This window comes from Lysinibacillus sp. AR18-8, from assembly GCF_001705465.1.
GTDB classification, from domain to species: Bacteria; Bacillota; Bacilli; order Bacillales_A; family Planococcaceae; genus Lysinibacillus; species Lysinibacillus capsici.
Genome location: NZ_MDGU01000019.1, coordinates 28,747 through 48,403 on the forward strand (window position 1 = coordinate 28,747; position 19,657 = coordinate 48,403).

The following is a 19,657-nucleotide window of genomic DNA, read 5'->3' on the forward strand; positions in this document are numbered from 1 at the left end:
GTCGTTAGTCACGACTCTTACTTTTACGCATTTACTTGTTGATCTTCTTCTCGATTCATCATCGTTCTTACTACTTGTGCAATTTCCTCGGAATTTTCATCTTGAAATTCAACCGTGGAATTAGCTATTGGCACTTCTTGTTTTACGCCTTCTATTGATTCAAGTTCCTTTTCTTCTCTATCGACTTCAACTGCTTCCTCATCTTCCTCTGGTGTAAACAAGATGTAAGCAATTAGAAAACGTACAATAAACATTACAAAAAATGCGATGATTGCTACAATAAAAGAGCCAATCAGGATTCGCAGAGGCGTAAATGGTTTTTGAAATGTACTAAAAAAATAAATAGAAAAGGCAATTAATGCTCCCCATAGATTGTAAAATATAGAACCAAACATTAGATTTCACTCACTCCCTGGTTAACTGTTCGGATATGTAATATCGACGTTGCAGGATTAAATTCAATCGTTCTACCACTATTTCCACCAGTATCCTCGGCCACTAAAGGGATGCCCTGCCTCTTTAATTCATTTTTGACAGCTTCTACATTACGGGGACCAATACGCATTGTATCTTTGTCGGAAGTAAATTGGAACATCTGCGCACCCCCTGCAATTTTTGCCTTGAGTTTAAATTTTTGAACGCCTTCTAACTTTAGTAAATCAATCATTGCAGCAATCCCAGAATCTGCAAATTTCGCGACATTGATTGACTCAGCTCTTCCTAAACTTGAATCTGGTAACATCACATGGATTAAACCAGCAATTTTTTTTGACTCATCATACAAAATAACACCAACACATGAACCAAGACCAGAAGTTCGAATCGTGTTAGGTAGCTTTACTACATCCATTTGTGCAATTCCCACTTTAATCACTTGTCCACTACTATTGGTTAACATATCACGAAACCCCTAATGCTTTAAAAATGGCATCAAACGAGTCAGGATCTGGTAGTAGGAAGAAATGGCCCCTCACCGTTTCATGGTCTTCCACACCTTCTTCAAAAATGGATGTATTTATCACAATAACATTATCACTGACATGAGATAATTCTATTAAACCAATGCTTATTATAGCTCCAAACATATCAACACTTAGACCTGGCACAGTTGGATAAATTTTTAAATTAGTAAAATCCGATAAGGCAGATAAATAGGAGCCCGATAAAATATTACCCATTTCTTGCATAGCTGATAAACCTAACTCTGAAACAGGTCGTTTTTTAAAGTCAAAAGAGTCATCGAAAATAAGCCGACGTATAAAGCGGTTTGCTTGTTCGATAGGTAAAATAAAGAACATACTTCCCTCTGCATCACCTTCAATACGAAGGTAAATGCCAACAACTACGTTTTCTGATCCGCCAGCCAACTCCATCATATCGTTAAAGGACACCATCTCTACCTTTGGAACACGCATATCAATTTTTTTCCCAAGTAAATTGGAAAGTGCTGTCGCGGCATGCGCAGCACCGATGTTTCCAATCTCCTTTAATACATCTAAATGTAGTGATGTAATTTTTTGATTAAATGTCATTATCGATCCCTACTTTAGTGGATTTAATACTTTTTCTAAATGTAATAAGATTAATAATCGCTTCTCTACTTTAGCAACGCCTGAAATAAATTCTTCTTCAAGTGAGCCAACGACTTCTGGTTGCGGTTCAATAGCACTTGCAGGAATATCGATAACGTCGTTAGCGGAATCCACTACAAAGCCTACTTCCATATCTTCTAATGAAATAATAATAATGCGTGTTGTTTCTTCATGTTCAGAAATAGGTAATTCAAAACGTTCACGTAAATCCACAATTGGTGTGACAACACCTCGTAGATTGATTACACCTTTTACGTATTTCGCTGTTTTCGGTACACGAGTAATATGCATTAATTTCTCAATTCCTTGAACATGGGACACTGGAATTGCATATTCTTTATCTGCTAACTGAAAAACTATTACTTTAATACTTTCTTGCTCCACTGCATTTGTCATACTTTACACCTCTCTTATTCATTCACCTTATTTAATTAGTGCGTTGCAATCTACAATTAAGGCTACTTTACCATTGCCTAAGATTGTTGCTCCTGAAATGGCAAAGATATTTGTTAAGTAATTTCCTAAAGACTTCAAGACAATTTCTTGTTGGCCAATGAATGAATCCACCACTAAACCAGCAAGTTTTTCACCTTTACGGACGATCACTACTGAGTGGAATTCTTCATCTTGATGCTCTTGACGAGGTACCTCAAAGATTTCCTCTAAGAATACCAACGGCACAACTTTGCCACGGAAGTCGATTACTTTTTGATTATGCGCATTCATAATCTCTGATGAACGGATAATAGATGTTTCAATAATAGAAGATAGTGGAATTGCATAAATTTCCTTTTCAATCTCCACAAGCATAACTGAAATAATTGATAATGTCAGTGGTAATTGAATCGAGAAGATGGATCCAACATCCTGTGTTGATTCAATTGAAATATTGCCACCTAGTGATTCAATCGTTGTTTTTACAACATCTAAACCTACTCCACGACCAGATACATCTGAAATAACATCTGCAGTGGAGAAGCCTGAAGCTAGAATAAGCTCATTAATTTGTTTATCAGACATTGAATAGGATTGTTCTTGTGTAACAATACCTTTTGAAATAGCTTTCGCTAATACTTTTTCTCGATTTATGCCCGCGCCATCGTCTTCAATTTCAATAAAAACGTAATTTCCGCTATGATAGGCACGCAATACGACCGTTCCTTCTTCAGGCTTGCCTTTTGCACGACGAGCAGTTGGATTCTCAATGCCATGATCCACAGAATTACGAATCAAGTGAACAAGCGGATCTCCAATTTCATCGATTACTGTACGATCTAGTTCGGTTTCAGCACCAATAATTTCAAGGTTGATTTTCTTATTTAAATCACGTGATAGCTGACGAATCATTTTCGGGAAACGATTGAAAACTGTTTCTACAGGTACCATTCGCATTGTTAAAATAATAGTTTGCAAATCACCCATCACACGACTCATACGCTCTACTGTTTCATTTAGTTCGCCATGATTTACTTCAGTAGAGATAGATTGCAATCGACCACGATCAATGACAAGCTCTTCAAACAAGTTCATTAAAATATCTAGACGTTCAATATTTACACGAATTGTTTTATTACCTACAGGTGCATGATTTTTGTCAGCCTTGGAAGGTGTAGCTTCTTTAGCAGGTTTTGCAACAGGCTCGGCTTTAGCAGCAGGCGTATTTGTTGGTATTGCGGCTACCTCAGCCACTGCTGTTGCAGTAGCTGCTACTTCTTGGTGCGCTTCAAATACTTTTTCACTAAATTTCCTTTGGTCAATTGTAGTCACAATAACCTCATCAACTTCAGAAACTTTCATTAGCTTTTTCTGCATATCCTCAGCTGTTGTTTTTGTGACAAAAGCTACATAAAATTGTTGATCAAACTGCTCATCTTCTAGCTTTTCAACAGATGGACTTGATTTAATGACATCCCCATCTTTTTCTAAAATCTCAAACACCATAAATACACGTGCTGCCTTAAGAAGGCAATCCTCACGTAATGTTACTGAAATTTCAAAAGCATTAAAGCCTTGTTCAGCCGATTGTGTAATGACTGTTTGTTCAAACGAATCATATTCTAATACACTTTCAACAACCGGTGCAGCAACCGGTGCTACCACCTCTGGTATTACTTCCTCACCTAGTTCTATACGCTTTAGTTGTGCGACAGTTGAGGAAACATCACGCTTACCATCTCCACCGTTAGCAATATCCATTACCATTTCTTCTAAATGATCAACAGATTCAAATACGACATCTAAAATTTCAGGTGTAACATGAATCTTCTCGTTACGGATGGCATCTAAAACATTCTCCATTTTATGGGTTAAATCTGCTAAATCTTCGAAGCCCATTGTGGCAGACATACCTTTTAATGTGTGTGCAGAGCGGAATATTTCCCCAACAATTGCCAAATCATCTGGATTTTTTTCTAATTCTAATAAATGTTCACTACACGCTTGTAAATGCTCTTTACTTTCTTCAATAAACATCTCTAAATATTGATTGACTTCCATAAGAGGACACCCCTTTTAAGGCAAATATTTCATTATTGTTTGTGCAATATCATCTACATCTGCAACTTCATCAACAAGTTGCGTTTCTACTGCTGCTTTTGGCATACCATATACAATGCAAGTTTCAGCTGATTCTGCAATAGCAATGACATTGCCAGTATTTTTTAATGCTTTTAGACCATTAGAGCCATCATGACCCATACCTGTCATAATCACTGCTACTTTATCAAAATCTTTGTATTGACTAACATCTTCGAACATTACATCTACAGAAGGTCGGTGGCCAGATCTTGGTGCTTCTTGATTATCAAGAACAATGCCAAAAGTTGTCCCTACTTTTCTAAGTTTTAAATGATATCCACCTGGTGCAATATAAGCTACTCCATTTTGCAAAATATCGCCCTGTTCAGCTTCTTTAACAGAAATTTCACTTAGCTGATCAAGTCGGTTAGCAAGCGATTTAGTAAATCCAGCAGGCATATGCTGTACAATTAATATAGGAGCTTGAATAGACTTAGGAATTTTAGTAACAACCTCCTGAAGTGCGCGAGGTCCTCCTGTTGATGTGCCAATTAACACAATCTTCTTTCCTATTTTACTCCATTCTACCATTGGTTTAGTTACGGCTACCTTAGTAGAAACAACATTAGTAGACGTATTTGTTCGTCCATGCTGTTGTGGTTCCTTTATTACGGTACTCACCCTTGTCACTTGTTCTTGTTGTCGTTTACTACCAGAAGGTTTTTTCAATTTGGAAATTGGCACCGTTGCAGCTTGTTCCACTTTGTGCACAAGTTCATTTTGAATTTTATGTAAATCAAGGGAGATGGTCCCACTCGGCTTGGCAACAAAATCTACTGCCCCGCCCTCAATTGCAGCAATTGCATTTTCTGTCCCACGTTGAGTGGTACTTGAGAGCATTACTACAGGAACTGGACATTGTATCATAATTTCTTTTAAAGCATCGAGCCCATTCATTTCAGGCATCTCAATATCCATTGTCACAACGTTTGGCTTCAACGATTGTATCTTTTTGATCGCATCTTTTCCATTTCGAGCTGTTCCAACTACTTCCACCTTCGAGTTGCCAACAAAAAAGTCACTAATTAGCTTTCTCATAAAAGCAGAATCATCCACAACTAAAAGCTTGCTTTTATGCAAAAAGTCCAATTAATCACGCCCTTTCGAGAAAATACTTCTAAGTTTCGTTAAAAATTTTTTCGTTGTTTGATCATGTGCATGTATTTCCCCCGCACGTTGCTCCATAAAACGAACGACTATAAGTTGCAATGTCTTTGATATTAATGCGTCTGGATAAGCAAGTGAGAATGGCACTTGCTCGCGCACTGCCTTACGCACAACAGGGTCTTCAGGTAATGAACCAAGAATGATCGTTTCTTTGTCTAAAAAACGTTTCATTGTTAACTGTAAACGTTCATTCGTTTCTATTCCTTCTTCTTTACTGAAAGCGCGGTTACAGAGAATATAAAACTGCTTATCTGGATCTCGAACATGAATATATTTCATCATGGAGTACGCATCTGTAATAGAAGTAGGTTCCGCTGTTGAAATGACGATAATTTCATCAATAGATGTGAGTAAATCTAACGACCAATTAGTAGCACCAGCGCCCATATCAAATAAAATATAATCATAGTTTTTTTGAAGTTCTTCAAATGCTTGAATAAGTCGTTCAAACATACTATGAGACCAATCAAGCACACTCGTCATACCTGACCCACCTGAAATATACCTTAAATCGTAAGGTCCTTCAAATATTACCTCATCTAGTAGCTTATTTCCTTCTAAGTAATCTTTTAAACTATAAGAAGCATTTTTCCCAATTAAGATATGGATATTCCCCATCCCAATATCCATGTCTACAATGACAACTCTTTTTCCCTTTTGGGCTAAAGTCATGGCAAAGTTCATTGTGAAGTTACTCTTACCTACTCCACCTTTGCCACTTACAACTGCAATCGCTCTACCTAGTTCGCCTTGCTGTTTCATCATTTTTAAGCGTAATGCTTCAGCTTGGTCTCTCATTTTTCTTCACCTTGAAAAAACAAATTAAGTACTGCTTCTAAATCAGCTTCTTCAATATCTTCTGGTACTTCTTGACCATTCGTATAGTAAGCAAGTCCTTTATTATATTTAATCATTAAATTGATCATTGTGCCAATAGAATTTGTTTCATCAATTTTTGTAAAAATAAATTTTTGAATTGGTAATTGCTTAAATTGATCTACAATATTCTCCATATCCCTTTCTTTCGTTGTCATTGCAAGCACTAAATAAGATTCTGCATGATCATCGAATTTTATGAGGCGTTGGAGATCATCAACATACTTGACTTCTTTATAATTTCGACCAGCTGTATCAATAAAAACCAAATCTAAATGTGATAATCTCTGGATTGCTTGTTCAAAATCTGTTGCATTGTAAGCAATTTCTACAGGAGCTTGTAAAAGACCAGCATATGTTTTAAGCTGCTCTATTGCCGCAATCCGATAAGTATCTGTCGTAATAAAGCCAATCTTTTTCTTTTTTTCTAACACAGCTCTAGCAGCCATTTTAGCAATAGTTGTAGTCTTACCAACCCCTGTTGGCCCTAAAATGTTTATATATTTTCTTTCGTAGGATAATCCTCCGACTGGAAGTACTTCTAGCTTCTTACGTAATAAATTTTTTGCTATCAATTTACATTGTGAAAAATTTATTTCGGATGCTTCTCTAAAATGCATAAAAAGCTCATCACCTATCGTTGTGATGAGCTCTTCACTTAGCTCTTGCTGTCTTAAGTATTCAATGAAGGGTAAGAGTTCATCGGGATATTGAGCTTGGGTAGTCTTTTTATGCATCGATTGCATTAATGATTTTAAATCAGCAATTTCTTTTCTCAATTCTTCTGACATGCTAGCGTCCTCATGTACTGCTGCTACATCAAGGGGTGGTTCCTGATGCATTTTTGCTTGAATAGCATTTGTAATCTCTTGTAACCTTGCATTCTCTTTTTTTACTACAGGCAGTACAGCTGGTGTTGGAACTGAAGCCACTTGCTGGGGCTCCATTGCATCAATACCCGCAACCACTTCAAAACTTTTCTTTTTTATCATGCCAAAAAATTTCTTTGTGATGACGACTTTTGAATTTAAAATGACTGCGTCCTCACCTAATTCTGCTCGCACTTGCTTCATCGCCTCTGGTATGGATGATGCATAATACTTTTTCATTTTCATTAAACATTCACCACCCCAACACTTTGAATTTCAACCGAAGCATCCAATTCATTATAGGATAGAACCGGAATTTGTGGGAAATAACGCTCCGTTAGTTGTCGTAAATACATCCGAACTGCTGGAGAGCATAATATAATAGCTGATTGCTCCATAAACGAAACACGCTCTACTTCCGCTGCAATAGTTTCTAATACTGTTTGAGAATCTTGTGGGTCCATAGCTAAATAATTTCCGTGATCCGTTTGTTGGATACTATCAGCAATCATTTTTTCTACTTTACCTGAAACCGTAATCACCTTTAACACTGAACTATCCCCAACATACTGCGCTGTAATTTGACGAGCCAATGCTTGACGCACATATTCAGCTAAGATATCTGTATCACTCGTTAATTTTGCATAGTCTGCAAGTGTCTCAAAAATAATCGGTAAGTTACGCACTGATACATTCTCCCGAAGAAGCTTACCCAGTACCTTTTGGATTTCTCCAGTAGATAAAGGTGCAGGTGTTAATTCTTCTACTAAAATTGGATGGGATTCGCGTAAGTGATCGATTAACTGCTTTGTCTCTTGACGGCCTAATAACTCATGAGCATTCGCTCGAATTATTTCAGTTAAATGTGTTGACACTACACTTGGTGGGTCCACAACTGTGTAACCATACATTTCCGCATCCTCTTTTACTTGCTCTGTAATCCATTTAGCTGGTAATCCAAATGATGGTTCGACAGTATCAATACCTTCAATAGAATCATCGTCGCCAGGACTCATCGCTAAATAATGATCTAGTAAAAGTTCCCCTCGTGCCATTTCGTTCCCCTTTATTTTAATTCGATATTCATTTGGTTGAAGCTGAATATTGTCTCGAATACGGACTACCGGGATCACGATACCTAACTCCAAGGCAAGCTGTCGACGAATCATGATAACACGGTCTAATAAATCCCCACCTTGAGCGGCATCTACTAAGGGAATTAATCCATAACCAAATTCGAATTCAATTGGGTCCACATTTAATAAATTCACAACATTCTCAGGGCTCTTCATGCCGTCAGTAGCCACTTCTTCTTCAATCTCAAGTAATTCCTCTTCGTCCTCTGGCTTCTTACGACCCATCATATAAGCTCCCGCTATTAGAGCAATCCCAATTGGAAGTGTGATCCAATCCGGAATTGGTGTAAATAAACCAAGTAATACAATTGTACCACCAGCTACATAAAGCAGTTTAGCTTGGGCAAATAATTGACCTGTAATGTCCTGGCCGAGACTTCCTTTAGAAGATGCACGTGTTACAACAATCCCAGTGGCTGTTGAAATAAGTAAAGCAGGAATTTGGGATACAATACCATCTCCAACAGTTAGCTTAGAGAAATGTGTTGCTGCTTCCGCAAATGGAAGTCCCATTTGGACAACCCCAATGATGATACCAAATAATAGATTGATAATAACCATTACCATCGAGGCAATGGCGTCCCCTTTTACGAATTTTGTAGCACCGTCCATTGCTCCGTAGAAGTCGGCTTCTCCTGATACTTTTTCACGACGTTCACGTGCTTCCTTTTCGGAAATAATCCCCGCATTTAAGTCAGCATCAATACTCATTTGTTTACCTGGCATCGCATCAAGTGTGAAACGTGCCGCTACTTCTGCTACTCGTTCTGCACCTTTTGTAATAACAATAAACTGAATTAACACTAAAATTAAAAAGACGACTAAACCAACAAGTATATTTCCTCCAACTACGAAATCACCAAAAGTTTCAACGACCGAACCTGCATCTCCATTTGCTAAGATGGCACGAGTAGTGGAAACACTTAGTCCTAATCGGAACAAAGTTAATAGTAAAATTACCGAAGGAAAAATGGAAAAATCCAATGCTTCTTTCATACTCATTGCTGTGAGCAGTACAATTAATCCTAATGTAATATTAATGACAATTAAAAAACTTAACATCCACGGAGGAAGAGGGATGATGAGCATCGCAACGATTAAAATAACCGCACCTAAAACCCCAATATCGCGAACTTTCATTTGTGTCCCTCCTACAAAAAGCCTTAAATTTTTCGCTTAATACGGTAAACATAAGCGAGTATCTCTGCTACTGCTTTGAAAAATTCTTCTGGTACCTGATCGCCTATTTCTACCTGGTCATACATAGCTCGTGCTAAAGGTCGATTTTCAACCATTATTACATCATGTTCTTTGGCGATCAGTTTAATTTTTTGAGCAATAAAGTCTGTCCCCTTCGCAATAACACGAGGAGCATCCATACTGTCCTCATTATATTTGAGGGCAATTGCATAGTGAGTAGGGTTGGTAATAACTACATCCGCACTCGGGACCTCTGACATCATACGTCTCATCGCCATCTCACGTTGGCGTTGTTTGATTTTTGATTTGATTAAGGGGTCACCCTCACTATTTTTATATTCATCTTTAATATCTTGCTTAGACATTTTAAGATTTTTTTCATACTCATGTTTTTGATACATCCAGTCTAAAACGGATACACAAAGTAATACTAAAGAAGCTGCTATACCCATAATACCAACAAGCTTCCCTACCGTAATGAGAGTCATCCATGGACTTTTAAACGATAACGCCAAAACTTCTGGTAAGTTTGACCAAATAATAATTGTTGTAACACTTCCGATAAAACCAATCTTTAAAACAGACTTTATTAACTCCACAATGGCTTTGACAGAAAATATCTTTTTTAACCCTTTAATAGGGTCCATCTTTTTCAAATCAAACTTCATTGGCTCTAACGTAAAAAGAAAACCAAATTGCAAAAAGTTACCTGCAAGTGCTCCGACAAATGCAATTGCCATAATGGGCACAATGATAAAAGCCATTTGAATCAAAGTTTCTGTAAATAGGTGCATCACACTATCAATAGTCAGTGATTCGATGCGTATGTTATGAATAAAGGTTTGCCTGAAAAAAGCTAAAAGCTCGTCACGCAAAGAACCTGCAAAGAAAAACAAAAAGATAAATACCATTAACATTACAATGGCACTAGAAATATCTTGACTCTTGACAACTTGCCCTTTTTTCCGAGCATCCTGTCGTTTCTTAGGGGTTGCCTTTTCTGTTTTTTCACCCGCAAAAAATTGTAGCTCTAAATTCAGTAGTAGTCTCATATTATCCACCACCTAAAATGGCCATTAAATCACGCATCCCATAAATCATAATCGTAATAAGCTTTTGAATAACTTGAATCATAACGGCCATCATTGTAAATAACACTAAAAAACTAACACCAATTTTAATAGGAAAACCGACAACAAATATATTTAATTGCGGTACTGTTTTTGCAGTGATCCCTAAAGCTAAATCGACCAAGAATAAGGTCGCTACAACAGGAGCAGCCATCTGGAATGCTATGGCAAAAACTGCTGTGAAAGTGGTGATAATAAATTGAGGAAAGTTTTCGTTCATAAAACTAGGGAATTGATCCATCGGGAAAAATTGATAGCTGTAGTAGATTCCATTAAGAATCATATGATGGCCATCAATCGCTAACAATAAAAGCAGTGCTAGCATATTAAAAAACTGACCGATTAATGGACTTTGAGCACCTGTTTGCGGGTCAATTATATTAGCAATGGCAAAACCCATTTGAAAATCGATAAAGCTTCCTGCAATTTGAATTGCGGACATGATGATATAGCCCATTAGACCGAGTAATAGTCCAACTAGTGCTTCTTTCACCACTAATAATATGTAATCATCATTGAATGCAAATGGCTCAACATCAATTGTATAGTACATCATCCAAGCTAAAACCAGTGCGAGAGTAATTTTGACTTGAGGTGGAATGGTTCTATAGGAAAAAAAAGGAACCGTAGCAAAAAAGGCTGAGACACGTACAAGTACTAATAAGAAAACCGTTAAATGCGGAATTAATTCATTCATGTACTCACCCTATATAACGCGTTAAATTCTCGAATATGTCTCTCGCATAGCTTGTAACTTGAGATAGCATCCAAGGGCCAAAGAATACGATGGCCACTAAGACAGCAATAATTTTTGGTACAAATGCTAACGTTTGCTCTTGTATCGAAGTTGTGGCTTGAAAGATACTTACCGCTAAACCCGAGATTAAAGCAACTAATAGTAGCGGACCGCTTGTTAGAAGGATAATCATTATAGCACGCTCTGCAATGGAAATAACCAACTCACCTGTCATACTGTATCATCCCCTAAAAACTTTGTAGTAACGATTTCATAACGAGATACCAGCCATCAACCAGTACAAATAATAATATTTTAAATGGCAATGAAATCATTACTGGCGGTAACATCATCATCCCCATCGACATTAATGTACTTGCGACAATCATATCGATCACTAGGAATGGAATAAAAATCATAAAACCAATTTGAAATGCTGTTTTAATTTCGCTTAAAGCAAAGGCAGGTACAAGCATAGTCAGTGGGATTTCCTCCACTGATGCTGGTTTTTCTGCTTGATTATATGTTAAAAATAAATCAAGATCTTTTTGCCTAGTATGCTTACTCATAAACTCTTTAAATGGCACACTAGCACGGTCATAGGCTTCTTCTATACCAATTTCTTCAGCAAACAATGGTTGTAATGCCTCTTTATTGACCTCTTGAAAGGTTGGTGCCATGATAAAAAATGTTAAAAATAGTGCCAGCCCAATAATCACTTGATTTGGTGGCATTTGCTGTGTTGCCAATGCTGTACGCACAAAGGATAAGACTATGACTATACGAGCAAAGGAAGTCATTAAAATTAAAATACTTGGTGCAAGTGATAAAACTGTTAGTAAAAGTAAGAGCTTTACAGATGTAGAGACATTCGTTGGATCGCTGTTGGAAAAAATATTGATTAAATCATTCATTTACCATCCTTCTCCTTCTGCTTCCATCTCTCTATCTCATCACTACGCTCCTGTTTTATTTCTGATAGCTTTTTTTCGAATAGATTGCCAAATGAATCCTGCTTTTGCTGATCATTTTGCACCTTCGCGCTATCTTTTCTCTTAAACTTAGAAAATACTTCTACAATATACGGTGATGTTGCTGCAAATTCTTGTCTTTCGTTATAAAGGGCTAAAAGAGCTTCAACTTCTTCAGGATCTGTAATTTCTCGTAATAGCTGAACGTCTTCTCCGACCCCAACTAAATACAATGTTTTACCTACCTGTAAAAGCTGAACTGACTTTTGTGCACCTAACGATAAACCGCCTAAATTTTGTACCATTTGATTACGTTGGAAGTTTAAATTTCGTTTATTTAAAAACTTCATCAATCCATAAAATAAAGCTACAACAAAAATAAGCGCCAAAACCATTTTTATGTATTCCCATGCAGATATATCTCCAGCTGCTGTTACAGTTGTTTCTTGTTTAGCAGCTGGATCAGTCGTATCTCCATTACAAGCTTCTGGGTCTTTAATGCAATCCGTGACACTATTTGTATCAACGTCTGCATAGACAGAAGTCGGTGTCGGGTACAAAAACAGGAAGGATACAAGAAATGCGAAAATCATCGTTAAACGAAATGATTTTAACATTTTCATGCAATCATCCTAGCGCTTTTTGAATCGCTTCAATTACACGATCTGCTTGGAAAGGTTTTACGATAAAGTCTTTTGCACCAGCTTGAATCGCATCGATTACCATTGCTTGTTGCCCCATTGCTGAACACATGATTACAGTTGCACTTGGATCTGTTCCCTTAATTGCTTTAAGAGCTGCAATACCGTCCATCTCTGGCATTGTGATATCCATTGTTACTAAATCTGGTTTTAGTTCATTGTACTTTTCGACAGCTTGTAAACCATCTGCTGCCTCTCCAACAACTTCAAATCCATTTTTTGATAAAATATCCTTGATCATCATGCGCATAAATGCAGCGTCGTCTACAATCAAAATTCTTTTAGACATGGTTAACTCCTCCAATTGAAACTATCTTAAATTATTTAAACGCTCTGCTTGACTTAAAACATCTGTAATACGGACACCAAAGTTTTCGTCAATAACAACGACTTCCCCTTTAGCAATTAAACGACTATTGACTAAAATATCAACTGGTTCTCCCGCTAATTTATCCAGTTCAATAATTGAACCACTTGATAGTTCTAAAATCTCTTTAACAGAACGTTTCGTACGTCCTAACTCTACAGTAACTTGCAATGGAATATCAAGTAGCATATTTAAATTTCTAGCTTCAGATTGAGAGATTACATTTGTATCGAAGCTAGCAAACTGGGCTTGTTGCACATTTACAGGTTGTGCTGGTTGTGCAGGTCTTGCTGGTTGTGCAAATTGTTGTGGCTCCTGATAAATCGGTTGCTGCATCGGTACTGACTGCTGTTGATAAACTGGTTGTTCAGATGGTGGTGCTACAGGTATTTGCTGTTGAACAGGCGGTGGTGTAACTGGTGGAACCTCAGGTGCAATAGTTGCTGCCACAGGTTCCTCAAACACTCCTGTTTCACCTAATAATGATTTTACAATATTTTGACTAAATTTAAGCGGTAATAATTGCATTAAATTCGAATCAATTAAATTACCAATTTTTAATCTAAATGAAACTTTCACCAGCAAATCGTCTTCTGGGATATTTTCTCGACCTTCATCTTGCGAGATGTTCATTAAATCAATTGTCGGTGGAGAAATATCTACTTTTTTGTTGAAGACCGTCGACATAGATGTAGCAGCTGAGCCCATCATTTGATTCATAGCCTCTTGAACAGCACTTAGCTGAATTTCACCTAAGTCTGGCTTCGGATTTAATCCATCGCCACCTAACATTAAATCTGCGATAATTGCTGCATCAGATTGTTTAATAACAAGTAAATTCATACCTGTCAAACCAATTGTATATTCAACTTGTACAGCTACATATGGATGAGGAAATTCCTCTTCTAATTTATTACGATTAATCATCGAAATACTTGGAGTTGTAATATCTACTTTTTGACCCAATAACGCTGAAAGAGCTGTGGCAGAGCTACCAAAGGATATATTGCCTACCTCTCCTAATGCATCTTGTGCAAACGAATCAAGGTAATCCTCCACTCGTATCTCATTTATTTCTTCATTTGTTGAAGCATCAGTGTCGTTGTTTTTATCTCCCAACGTCTCGCCCCTTAATAGCGCTTCAATTTCTTCTTGGGAGAGCATTTCATCACTCATCTTCGTCTCCTCCTTTCAAAGGGTCGATAATCTGGATTGCTAATTTTTTGCCCTTTTTACCTGGTTGAACAGTGAACTTCGGCAATGTACCTACTTTTAGTAGTAATGGCGCTTCAATTTTTTGATCTAACTGTATGACATCTCCAACTTGCATTGTTAGGAAATCTTCAATGGTGATGTCCGTTAATCCTAATTCAACTGAGAGTGGTAATTGGGCTTGTTTCACACGTGTTTCAAGCATTTTTGTTTGCTCTGGTGACATCTCTTTCGTATTGGTTTGCATCCAATAGCGAACCGAAAGATTTGGAACTATTGGCTCCAATACAACATGCGGAATACAAATATTAATCATACCGCTTGTCTCACCAATTATCGTATTTAATGAAATTACGACAACCGTTTCATTAGGTGAAATCATTTGTAAAAATTGTGGATTTACTTCAAGTTCCACTAATATAGGATCAATTTCCGCAACATTTTCCCATGCTTCGCGTAAATTGTCGAATGAGCGTTCAAAAAGGTTTGTCATAATTTTTGTTTCTATTTCCGTTAGGTTATCTACATTACTATGACTTGCCCCACTACCGCCCATTAGGCGATCTAACATCGAATAGGCAATGTTCGGATTAATTTCCATCAATATATTACCATCTAATGGTGGCACTTCAAATACATTAATGAGTGTCATATTTGGAATGGAACGAACAAACTCTTCAAATGGTATTTGGTCTACTGATGCAACCGTAATTTGTACATAGCTTCTAAGCTGTGCAGAGAAAAAGGTTGTCAATAGTCGTGCGAAATTTTCATGTATTCGGGTCAAACTTCGGATTTGATCTTTTGAGAATCGAAGTGCTCGTTTAAAATCATAAACTTTAACCTTACGTCCCTCGTCCTCTTTTTTTATGTCATCCGCTGACATTTCCCCTGTCGATATAGCGGAAAGCAGCGCATCTATCTCGGATTGAGATAACACATCTCCTGCCATTTGCCCACCTCCAATTCAAGCAGTTTCTGTTTTATTGAGTAATGAAGGAGGTAAAATATACTTCCTGGACTTCTCCCTCTTGCATCAACTCATTTAATCTTGTTTTTAATGATTTTTGGAAAATTTGTTTCCCTTGCTTACCTTCTAAGTCCTTTTGCTCCATTTCAGAAAGCTCTTGAATGGCGATGTTTTGCACTTGGAAAACGCGCTTTGTTAATTCTGCAGCAGCATCTTTGCTTGTCGTTTGAATTTTCAATGACAAGCGAACAACTCTTTTATCTGCAAGATTTGTCGTGATCTCTGGTATCTCCACTGTTGCCTCTACAATCTCATCAATGGACGGCTCAACAGCTCCTGTGGGTTTATTAAATTGCGTAAGCAATACAAACAAAATAACCCCAATCAGAATGACTGCTACTAGTAAAATAATAATCATTGTTAGCATTTTATTATTCTTCATCTTCTTCACCTCGTAGATGCGGGTTGGATAGTATTTGTATATTGTTATAAAAGGCAGTTACCTTTTGTCGCACCTCATCTTCACTCTCTAAAACAATTAATTTTGTTCCAGTTGTTAATGTAATAGTCGTATCTGGAAATGATTCGACTGTTTCTATGTATAAAGCATTTAATGTAAATGCTTTGCCATTTAGACGTGTTAGTTCAATCATGAATTAGGGCCGGGTCTAGCATGAGAGCCGGCCCGACCCTCCCTCATATGAAAATATGTTTGTTAAAACGTCCGTTTTGAAAGGACTATATTATTATCGTTTTAAGTTTACTAGTTCTTGTAACACTTCATCAGAAGTTGTAATAATACGTGTGTTCGCTTGGAAACCACGCTGTGCAACGATCATCTCTGTAAACTCTTCTGATAGGTCTACGTTAGACATTTCAAGGAATCCAGATTGTACAGAGCCAATCCCACCAACTGTTGCAACCTGTGCATATGGGTCACCAGAGTTCGCTGTCACTTGATAGTAGTTAGAACCTTGTTTTTGAAGGCCGCCAGCATTAGGGAATTTCACAAGAATGATCTGTCCTGCATATTGTCGGTCCCCTTTGTAGTCAACATACTCTACTGTACCATCTTGTCCAATAGACATGGATTGTGCTGTTGTAGGGATACGTATTGGCGAAATATCAGCTGAAAAGTCCATTTCTTCTGTGATATTTCCTTCAATATCAGAAAGGCCGTTACCTTCTTTTTGCTCTTCAGCACCAGAACCATCCACTGAGTTATCTGCATCGATAGATAATTCGTCACTTGCATGACCTACTAAATATTTACCGTCTGCATTCACTAAATATCCATTTCTATCCATGTAGAAATTGCCAGCACGAGTATAGAGAATATTGCTGTAGCCCTCTTCATCAATTGTACCTGTATCATCAGGTGCTCCATTCGCATCACCAACCATGAAGAAACCATCACCTGAAATTGCTAAGTCTAAAACTCGTGCAGTTGTTTGCATTGAGCCTGTACCGTGTACTGTGTCTATTGCAGCAAGTTGTGCACCTAGTCCAACCTGTACTGCGTTTACACCACCACGTGTTTGCGTTGGCGCAGATGCACCTGTTTGCATTTGAGAAACTAAATCTTTAAAAACAACTCTTCCTTTTTTAAAGCCATAAGTATTTACATTTGCAATATTGTTACCAATCACATCTAGCTTTGTTTGGAAGTTTTTAAGACCTGAAATACCTGAGTACATAGAACGTAACATATGTTTTCGTTCTCCCTTCGTTTTATATAGGGTGAGCCTCTATCAGTCAGCTCACCAAGGCTTCCTTACGTAAGAAGGTCCAGCCTTCAAAGCACAATTGTGCCATCAATATTAGTAAATAACTGTTGCTTTGCTTCCGTGCGATCCATTGCTGTAATAACCGTAGCGTTTTTAGCACTGATAATTAAAGCTGCTTGATCCATCAAGACTAATGGTTGTTTGACACCTTTTGAGTGTGCTTCAAATACCTTATCCGATACAACCTGCCATTCTTGTTCAGAGATATCAATTTTTCTCTCCATGATACGTTCATGTGCATGTTTGCTCACTTTTAGCTCTTGTCTAGACGCTTCCTGTAAATGAGCTTTAAACGATTGTTGTGTATTGATTGACTTAGGCTGTACTGTGCGAATAGATGGATGCAAGGGTACACGATGAATTGAAAACTTATCCATCACTATTCTCCACCTTTATTCACTAATCACTGTAAAATCTTTATCTGTTAGCTTTTTATCATTGTCTAGTACGTAATTAATGACCCCATCTTTATTAGAAACAGAGACAATTCGTCCTGTTAGCTCTTGGTCACCGTCTTTATACGTTACATTCTTACCAATTAATTGGCTAGCCTTCACTAACGGAGATTCTTGTACATTATTATTGCCATTTGAACTAGGATTGCCAGCTCCACTTAAAATTCCAGATATATTACCAGGTGAAATTTCTTTTCCATCTGCTAATTTGAAAACAACACTACCATCTACAAATTTAAGTGATTCAATTACACCTGTTCCTTCATTAACCACAGGATTTCCTTTTTCATCTTTTTCTTCTGTTATTTCATGCCATTTGACTTCCTTGCCAATAAAGGTTGCATAGTTCATCATTTGTGATTGTTGCTGTGATGACAATAATGATTCCATTGCCTTTGTCATATTTTGCATTTGTTCCAAAGAAGAAAACTGCGCCATTTGAGAAATAAACTCCCTGTCGTCCATTGGATTTGTAGGATCCTGATGCTGTAATTGTGTAATCAACAATTGTAAAAAGGCGTCTTTACCGAGCTCACTATTTCCTGTTTGCTTCGTTGGCTTTCTATAATTTGAGTAATAAAGATCATCTGTTATGGATGTATTAGTCACTTTTGTTGTAGTATCTGCCATTGTTACACCTCCTCACTTATTAAATAGTCACTAAAGGACATTCCTTCATCTTCATCATCACTTTTTTGATCCTGTTCTTCGTCCTGTTGTTGTTTAAAGAAATTATTGAAGAAGCTTTGATCACGTTGTTGACGATCGGCATCTTGTAATGATTGTGCAATATCAAGGCGATCTACTTGTATATTTTGCTGAGCAAATGCCTGTTTTAGCTGGTGTGCTTGACTATCAAGCAATTCACGTCCATGAGCTGTAGAAGCCAGCAAACGGGCTGTAAGGACACCATCATTTTGTACAAGTTCAATACGAACCGTCCCTAGATTTTCTGGATACAATTTTATGGTTAAACGTGTAATACCTTGAGCGTTCGAAATCTGAGCTCGATTGATAATGGCTTGCATTTCTTTTAGTAAAGCTTCGGATTGAGCAGGCTTAGCCGTTGGTAACGTTACATGGAATGTGTCTGGTTTCGTTTGTACAGTTTGTGGCGTAAGCATGTCATTTGTATTTGTATCACTTTGTTTCGTTACTTGGACTTGCTGAACAACTTGCTGGAAGCCTAGTAATGGCAATGTAACAGTTGTTTTTGTTGTTACCTGCAAAGTTCCTACCTGCGTTTGTAATGACGTTAATAGGCTCTTCACAGTCGTTAGCAGGTCTTCTTGGGATGCTGTTAAGTCTGTCTTTTGCCCTACTAATTGCACTAATTTCAACACTTGAAGAAGTTGTGATGCCTCTTTTGGTGTCACTTGACCTTCGCCTTGTAAAGCAGTGCTTATATTCGCCTGTAATACCGGCGCTTGGGCATCTACTAATGTTAAGAGCTCCCAAACATCACTTGCTTCCTTTTCTTCTCCTAGTAGCTGTTGGACGATTTTTTGAAGCTGCTCTTCATCAATACCTAATGCATTTAATATATTTTCTAAATGAAGCATTTCATCCAGTGCAACTGCCTTACCGTCTTCTCCAAATTGAAGCATTAATAAGCCATCATCGTGAGAAATCCCCAGTAAATCTAGTACTTCCTCCATTGAGTCAGCATTTAATAACGCTTGTAAATCCGCAAGTTCATTTGATGAAGTCGTTTTTGATGATTGAGTTGTTTCATTTGAAGAAGTTAATACTTGCCCAAAAACAGAACCAAAATTTGATAAATTTTCTTTCTTCGGAGTGCTGCCTATTTTTCCTTCAGCGTTACCAACTGTTGTTGACTTTGTTGCTACAGTTTTAGTAGGTACTGTTTTATTAATCATTTGCATCATTGCTACATCCACTATTTTTCAC

General features: G+C 37.5%; 23 protein-coding genes. All 23 read right to left on the reverse strand.

Going from position 1 to position 19,657, the window contains the following annotated elements; all coding sequences use genetic code 11:
• Nucleotides 1-23: 23 nt before the first annotated feature.
• On the reverse strand, nt 24-395 hold the full coding sequence (locus BFM98_RS15140; RefSeq protein ID WP_048391584.1) for a hypothetical protein: 372 nt from the start codon (nt 393-395) through the stop codon (nt 24-26).
• Nucleotides 395-898 carry a chemotaxis protein CheD gene (locus BFM98_RS15145; protein ID WP_004269269.1) on the reverse strand — a complete coding sequence of 168 codons (504 nt, stop codon included), beginning with the start codon at nt 896-898 and terminating at the stop codon, nt 395-397. The genes BFM98_RS15140 and BFM98_RS15145 overlap by 1 nt, the downstream gene beginning before the upstream one ends.
• Before the next feature lies 1 nt (nt 899).
• Nucleotides 900-1,532: a chemotaxis protein CheC gene (locus BFM98_RS15150; RefSeq protein ID WP_004269270.1), complete on the reverse strand. Its 633-nt coding sequence runs from the start codon at nt 1,530-1,532 to the stop codon at nt 900-902.
• Between the two features lie 9 nt (nt 1,533-1,541).
• Nucleotides 1,542-1,988: a chemotaxis protein CheW gene (locus tag BFM98_RS15155; RefSeq protein WP_004269272.1), complete on the reverse strand. Its 447-nt coding sequence runs from the start codon at nt 1,986-1,988 to the stop codon at nt 1,542-1,544.
• A gap of 27 nt (nt 1,989-2,015) precedes the next feature.
• Nucleotides 2,016-4,088: a chemotaxis protein CheA gene (locus tag BFM98_RS15160; RefSeq protein WP_066037806.1), complete on the reverse strand. Its 2,073-nt coding sequence runs from the start codon at nt 4,086-4,088 to the stop codon at nt 2,016-2,018.
• 15 nt (nt 4,089-4,103) lie between these two features.
• Nucleotides 4,104-5,258 (reverse strand): protein-glutamate methylesterase/protein-glutamine glutaminase, encoded by a 1,155-nt coding sequence (locus BFM98_RS15165; RefSeq protein WP_081011047.1) that lies wholly within the window; start codon nt 5,256-5,258, stop codon nt 4,104-4,106.
• Nucleotides 5,259-6,134 carry a MinD/ParA family protein gene (locus BFM98_RS15170; RefSeq protein WP_066037807.1) on the reverse strand — a complete coding sequence of 292 codons (876 nt, stop codon included), beginning with the start codon at nt 6,132-6,134 and terminating at the stop codon, nt 5,259-5,261.
• Entirely contained in the window at nt 6,131-7,327 is a 1,197-nt protein-coding gene (flhF, locus tag BFM98_RS15175; RefSeq protein WP_048391590.1) for a flagellar biosynthesis GTPase FlhF, read from the reverse strand. Before flhF ends, BFM98_RS15170 begins: the two co-directional genes overlap by 4 nt.
• Nucleotides 7,327-9,357: a flagellar biosynthesis protein FlhA gene (gene flhA, locus BFM98_RS15180; RefSeq protein ID WP_066037808.1), complete on the reverse strand. Its 2,031-nt coding sequence runs from the start codon at nt 9,355-9,357 to the stop codon at nt 7,327-7,329. Before flhA ends, flhF begins: the two co-directional genes overlap by 1 nt.
• Before the next feature lie 23 nt (nt 9,358-9,380).
• Entirely contained in the window at nt 9,381-10,469 is a 1,089-nt protein-coding gene (gene flhB, locus BFM98_RS15185; RefSeq protein ID WP_048391594.1) for a flagellar biosynthesis protein FlhB, read from the reverse strand.
• Between the two features lies 1 nt (nt 10,470).
• A complete protein-coding gene (fliR, locus tag BFM98_RS15190) occupies nt 10,471-11,244 on the reverse strand; it encodes a flagellar biosynthetic protein FliR (RefSeq protein WP_048391595.1) in 774 nt (257 codons plus the stop codon).
• A 4-nt stretch (nt 11,245-11,248) separates the two neighbouring features.
• The gene (gene fliQ, locus BFM98_RS15195; RefSeq protein ID WP_004269285.1) at nt 11,249-11,518 is read right to left on the reverse strand and encodes a flagellar biosynthesis protein FliQ; all 270 of its coding nucleotides are present in this window, start codon (nt 11,516-11,518) and stop codon (nt 11,249-11,251) included.
• Between the two features lie 13 nt (nt 11,519-11,531).
• Nucleotides 11,532-12,197, reverse strand: coding sequence for a flagellar type III secretion system pore protein FliP (gene fliP / locus BFM98_RS15200; protein ID WP_048391597.1), 666 nt, complete (start codon nt 12,195-12,197; stop codon nt 11,532-11,534).
• Complete coding sequence (locus BFM98_RS15205; protein WP_254660045.1) at nt 12,194-12,871, reverse strand: flagellar biosynthetic protein FliO; 678 nt, start codon at nt 12,869-12,871, stop codon at nt 12,194-12,196. The genes fliP and BFM98_RS15205 overlap by 4 nt, the downstream gene beginning before the upstream one ends.
• A 10-nt stretch (nt 12,872-12,881) precedes the next feature.
• On the reverse strand, nt 12,882-13,244 hold the full coding sequence (locus tag BFM98_RS15210) for a response regulator (protein WP_004269288.1): 363 nt from the start codon (nt 13,242-13,244) through the stop codon (nt 12,882-12,884).
• Nucleotides 13,245-13,265: 21 nt separating this feature from the next.
• On the reverse strand, nt 13,266-14,498 hold the full coding sequence (gene fliY / locus BFM98_RS15215; RefSeq protein ID WP_066037810.1) for a flagellar motor switch phosphatase FliY: 1,233 nt from the start codon (nt 14,496-14,498) through the stop codon (nt 13,266-13,268).
• Entirely contained in the window at nt 14,491-15,486 is a 996-nt protein-coding gene (gene fliM, locus BFM98_RS15220) for a flagellar motor switch protein FliM (RefSeq protein WP_004269290.1), read from the reverse strand. The genes fliY and fliM overlap by 8 nt, the downstream gene beginning before the upstream one ends.
• 31 nt (nt 15,487-15,517) lie before the next feature.
• Nucleotides 15,518-15,946: a flagellar basal body-associated protein FliL gene (gene fliL, locus BFM98_RS15225; RefSeq protein WP_004269291.1), complete on the reverse strand. Its 429-nt coding sequence runs from the start codon at nt 15,944-15,946 to the stop codon at nt 15,518-15,520.
• Nucleotides 15,936-16,157, reverse strand: coding sequence for a flagellar FlbD family protein (locus BFM98_RS15230; protein WP_048391601.1), 222 nt, complete (start codon nt 16,155-16,157; stop codon nt 15,936-15,938). Before BFM98_RS15230 ends, fliL begins: the two co-directional genes overlap by 11 nt.
• A 93-nt stretch (nt 16,158-16,250) precedes the next feature.
• Nucleotides 16,251-17,213, reverse strand: coding sequence for a flagellar hook-basal body complex protein (locus BFM98_RS15235; RefSeq protein WP_066037811.1), 963 nt, complete (start codon nt 17,211-17,213; stop codon nt 16,251-16,253).
• A gap of 86 nt (nt 17,214-17,299) precedes the next feature.
• Nucleotides 17,300-17,668: a TIGR02530 family flagellar biosynthesis protein gene (locus BFM98_RS15240; protein ID WP_066037812.1), complete on the reverse strand. Its 369-nt coding sequence runs from the start codon at nt 17,666-17,668 to the stop codon at nt 17,300-17,302.
• Nucleotides 17,669-17,683: 15 nt separating this feature from the next.
• The gene (flgD, locus tag BFM98_RS15245; protein WP_066037813.1) at nt 17,684-18,376 is read right to left on the reverse strand and encodes a flagellar hook assembly protein FlgD; all 693 of its coding nucleotides are present in this window, start codon (nt 18,374-18,376) and stop codon (nt 17,684-17,686) included.
• 2 nt (nt 18,377-18,378) lie between these two features.
• A complete protein-coding gene (locus BFM98_RS15250) occupies nt 18,379-19,647 on the reverse strand; it encodes a flagellar hook-length control protein FliK (protein WP_066037814.1) in 1,269 nt (422 codons plus the stop codon).
• Between the last annotated feature and the right edge of the window lie 10 nt (nt 19,648-19,657).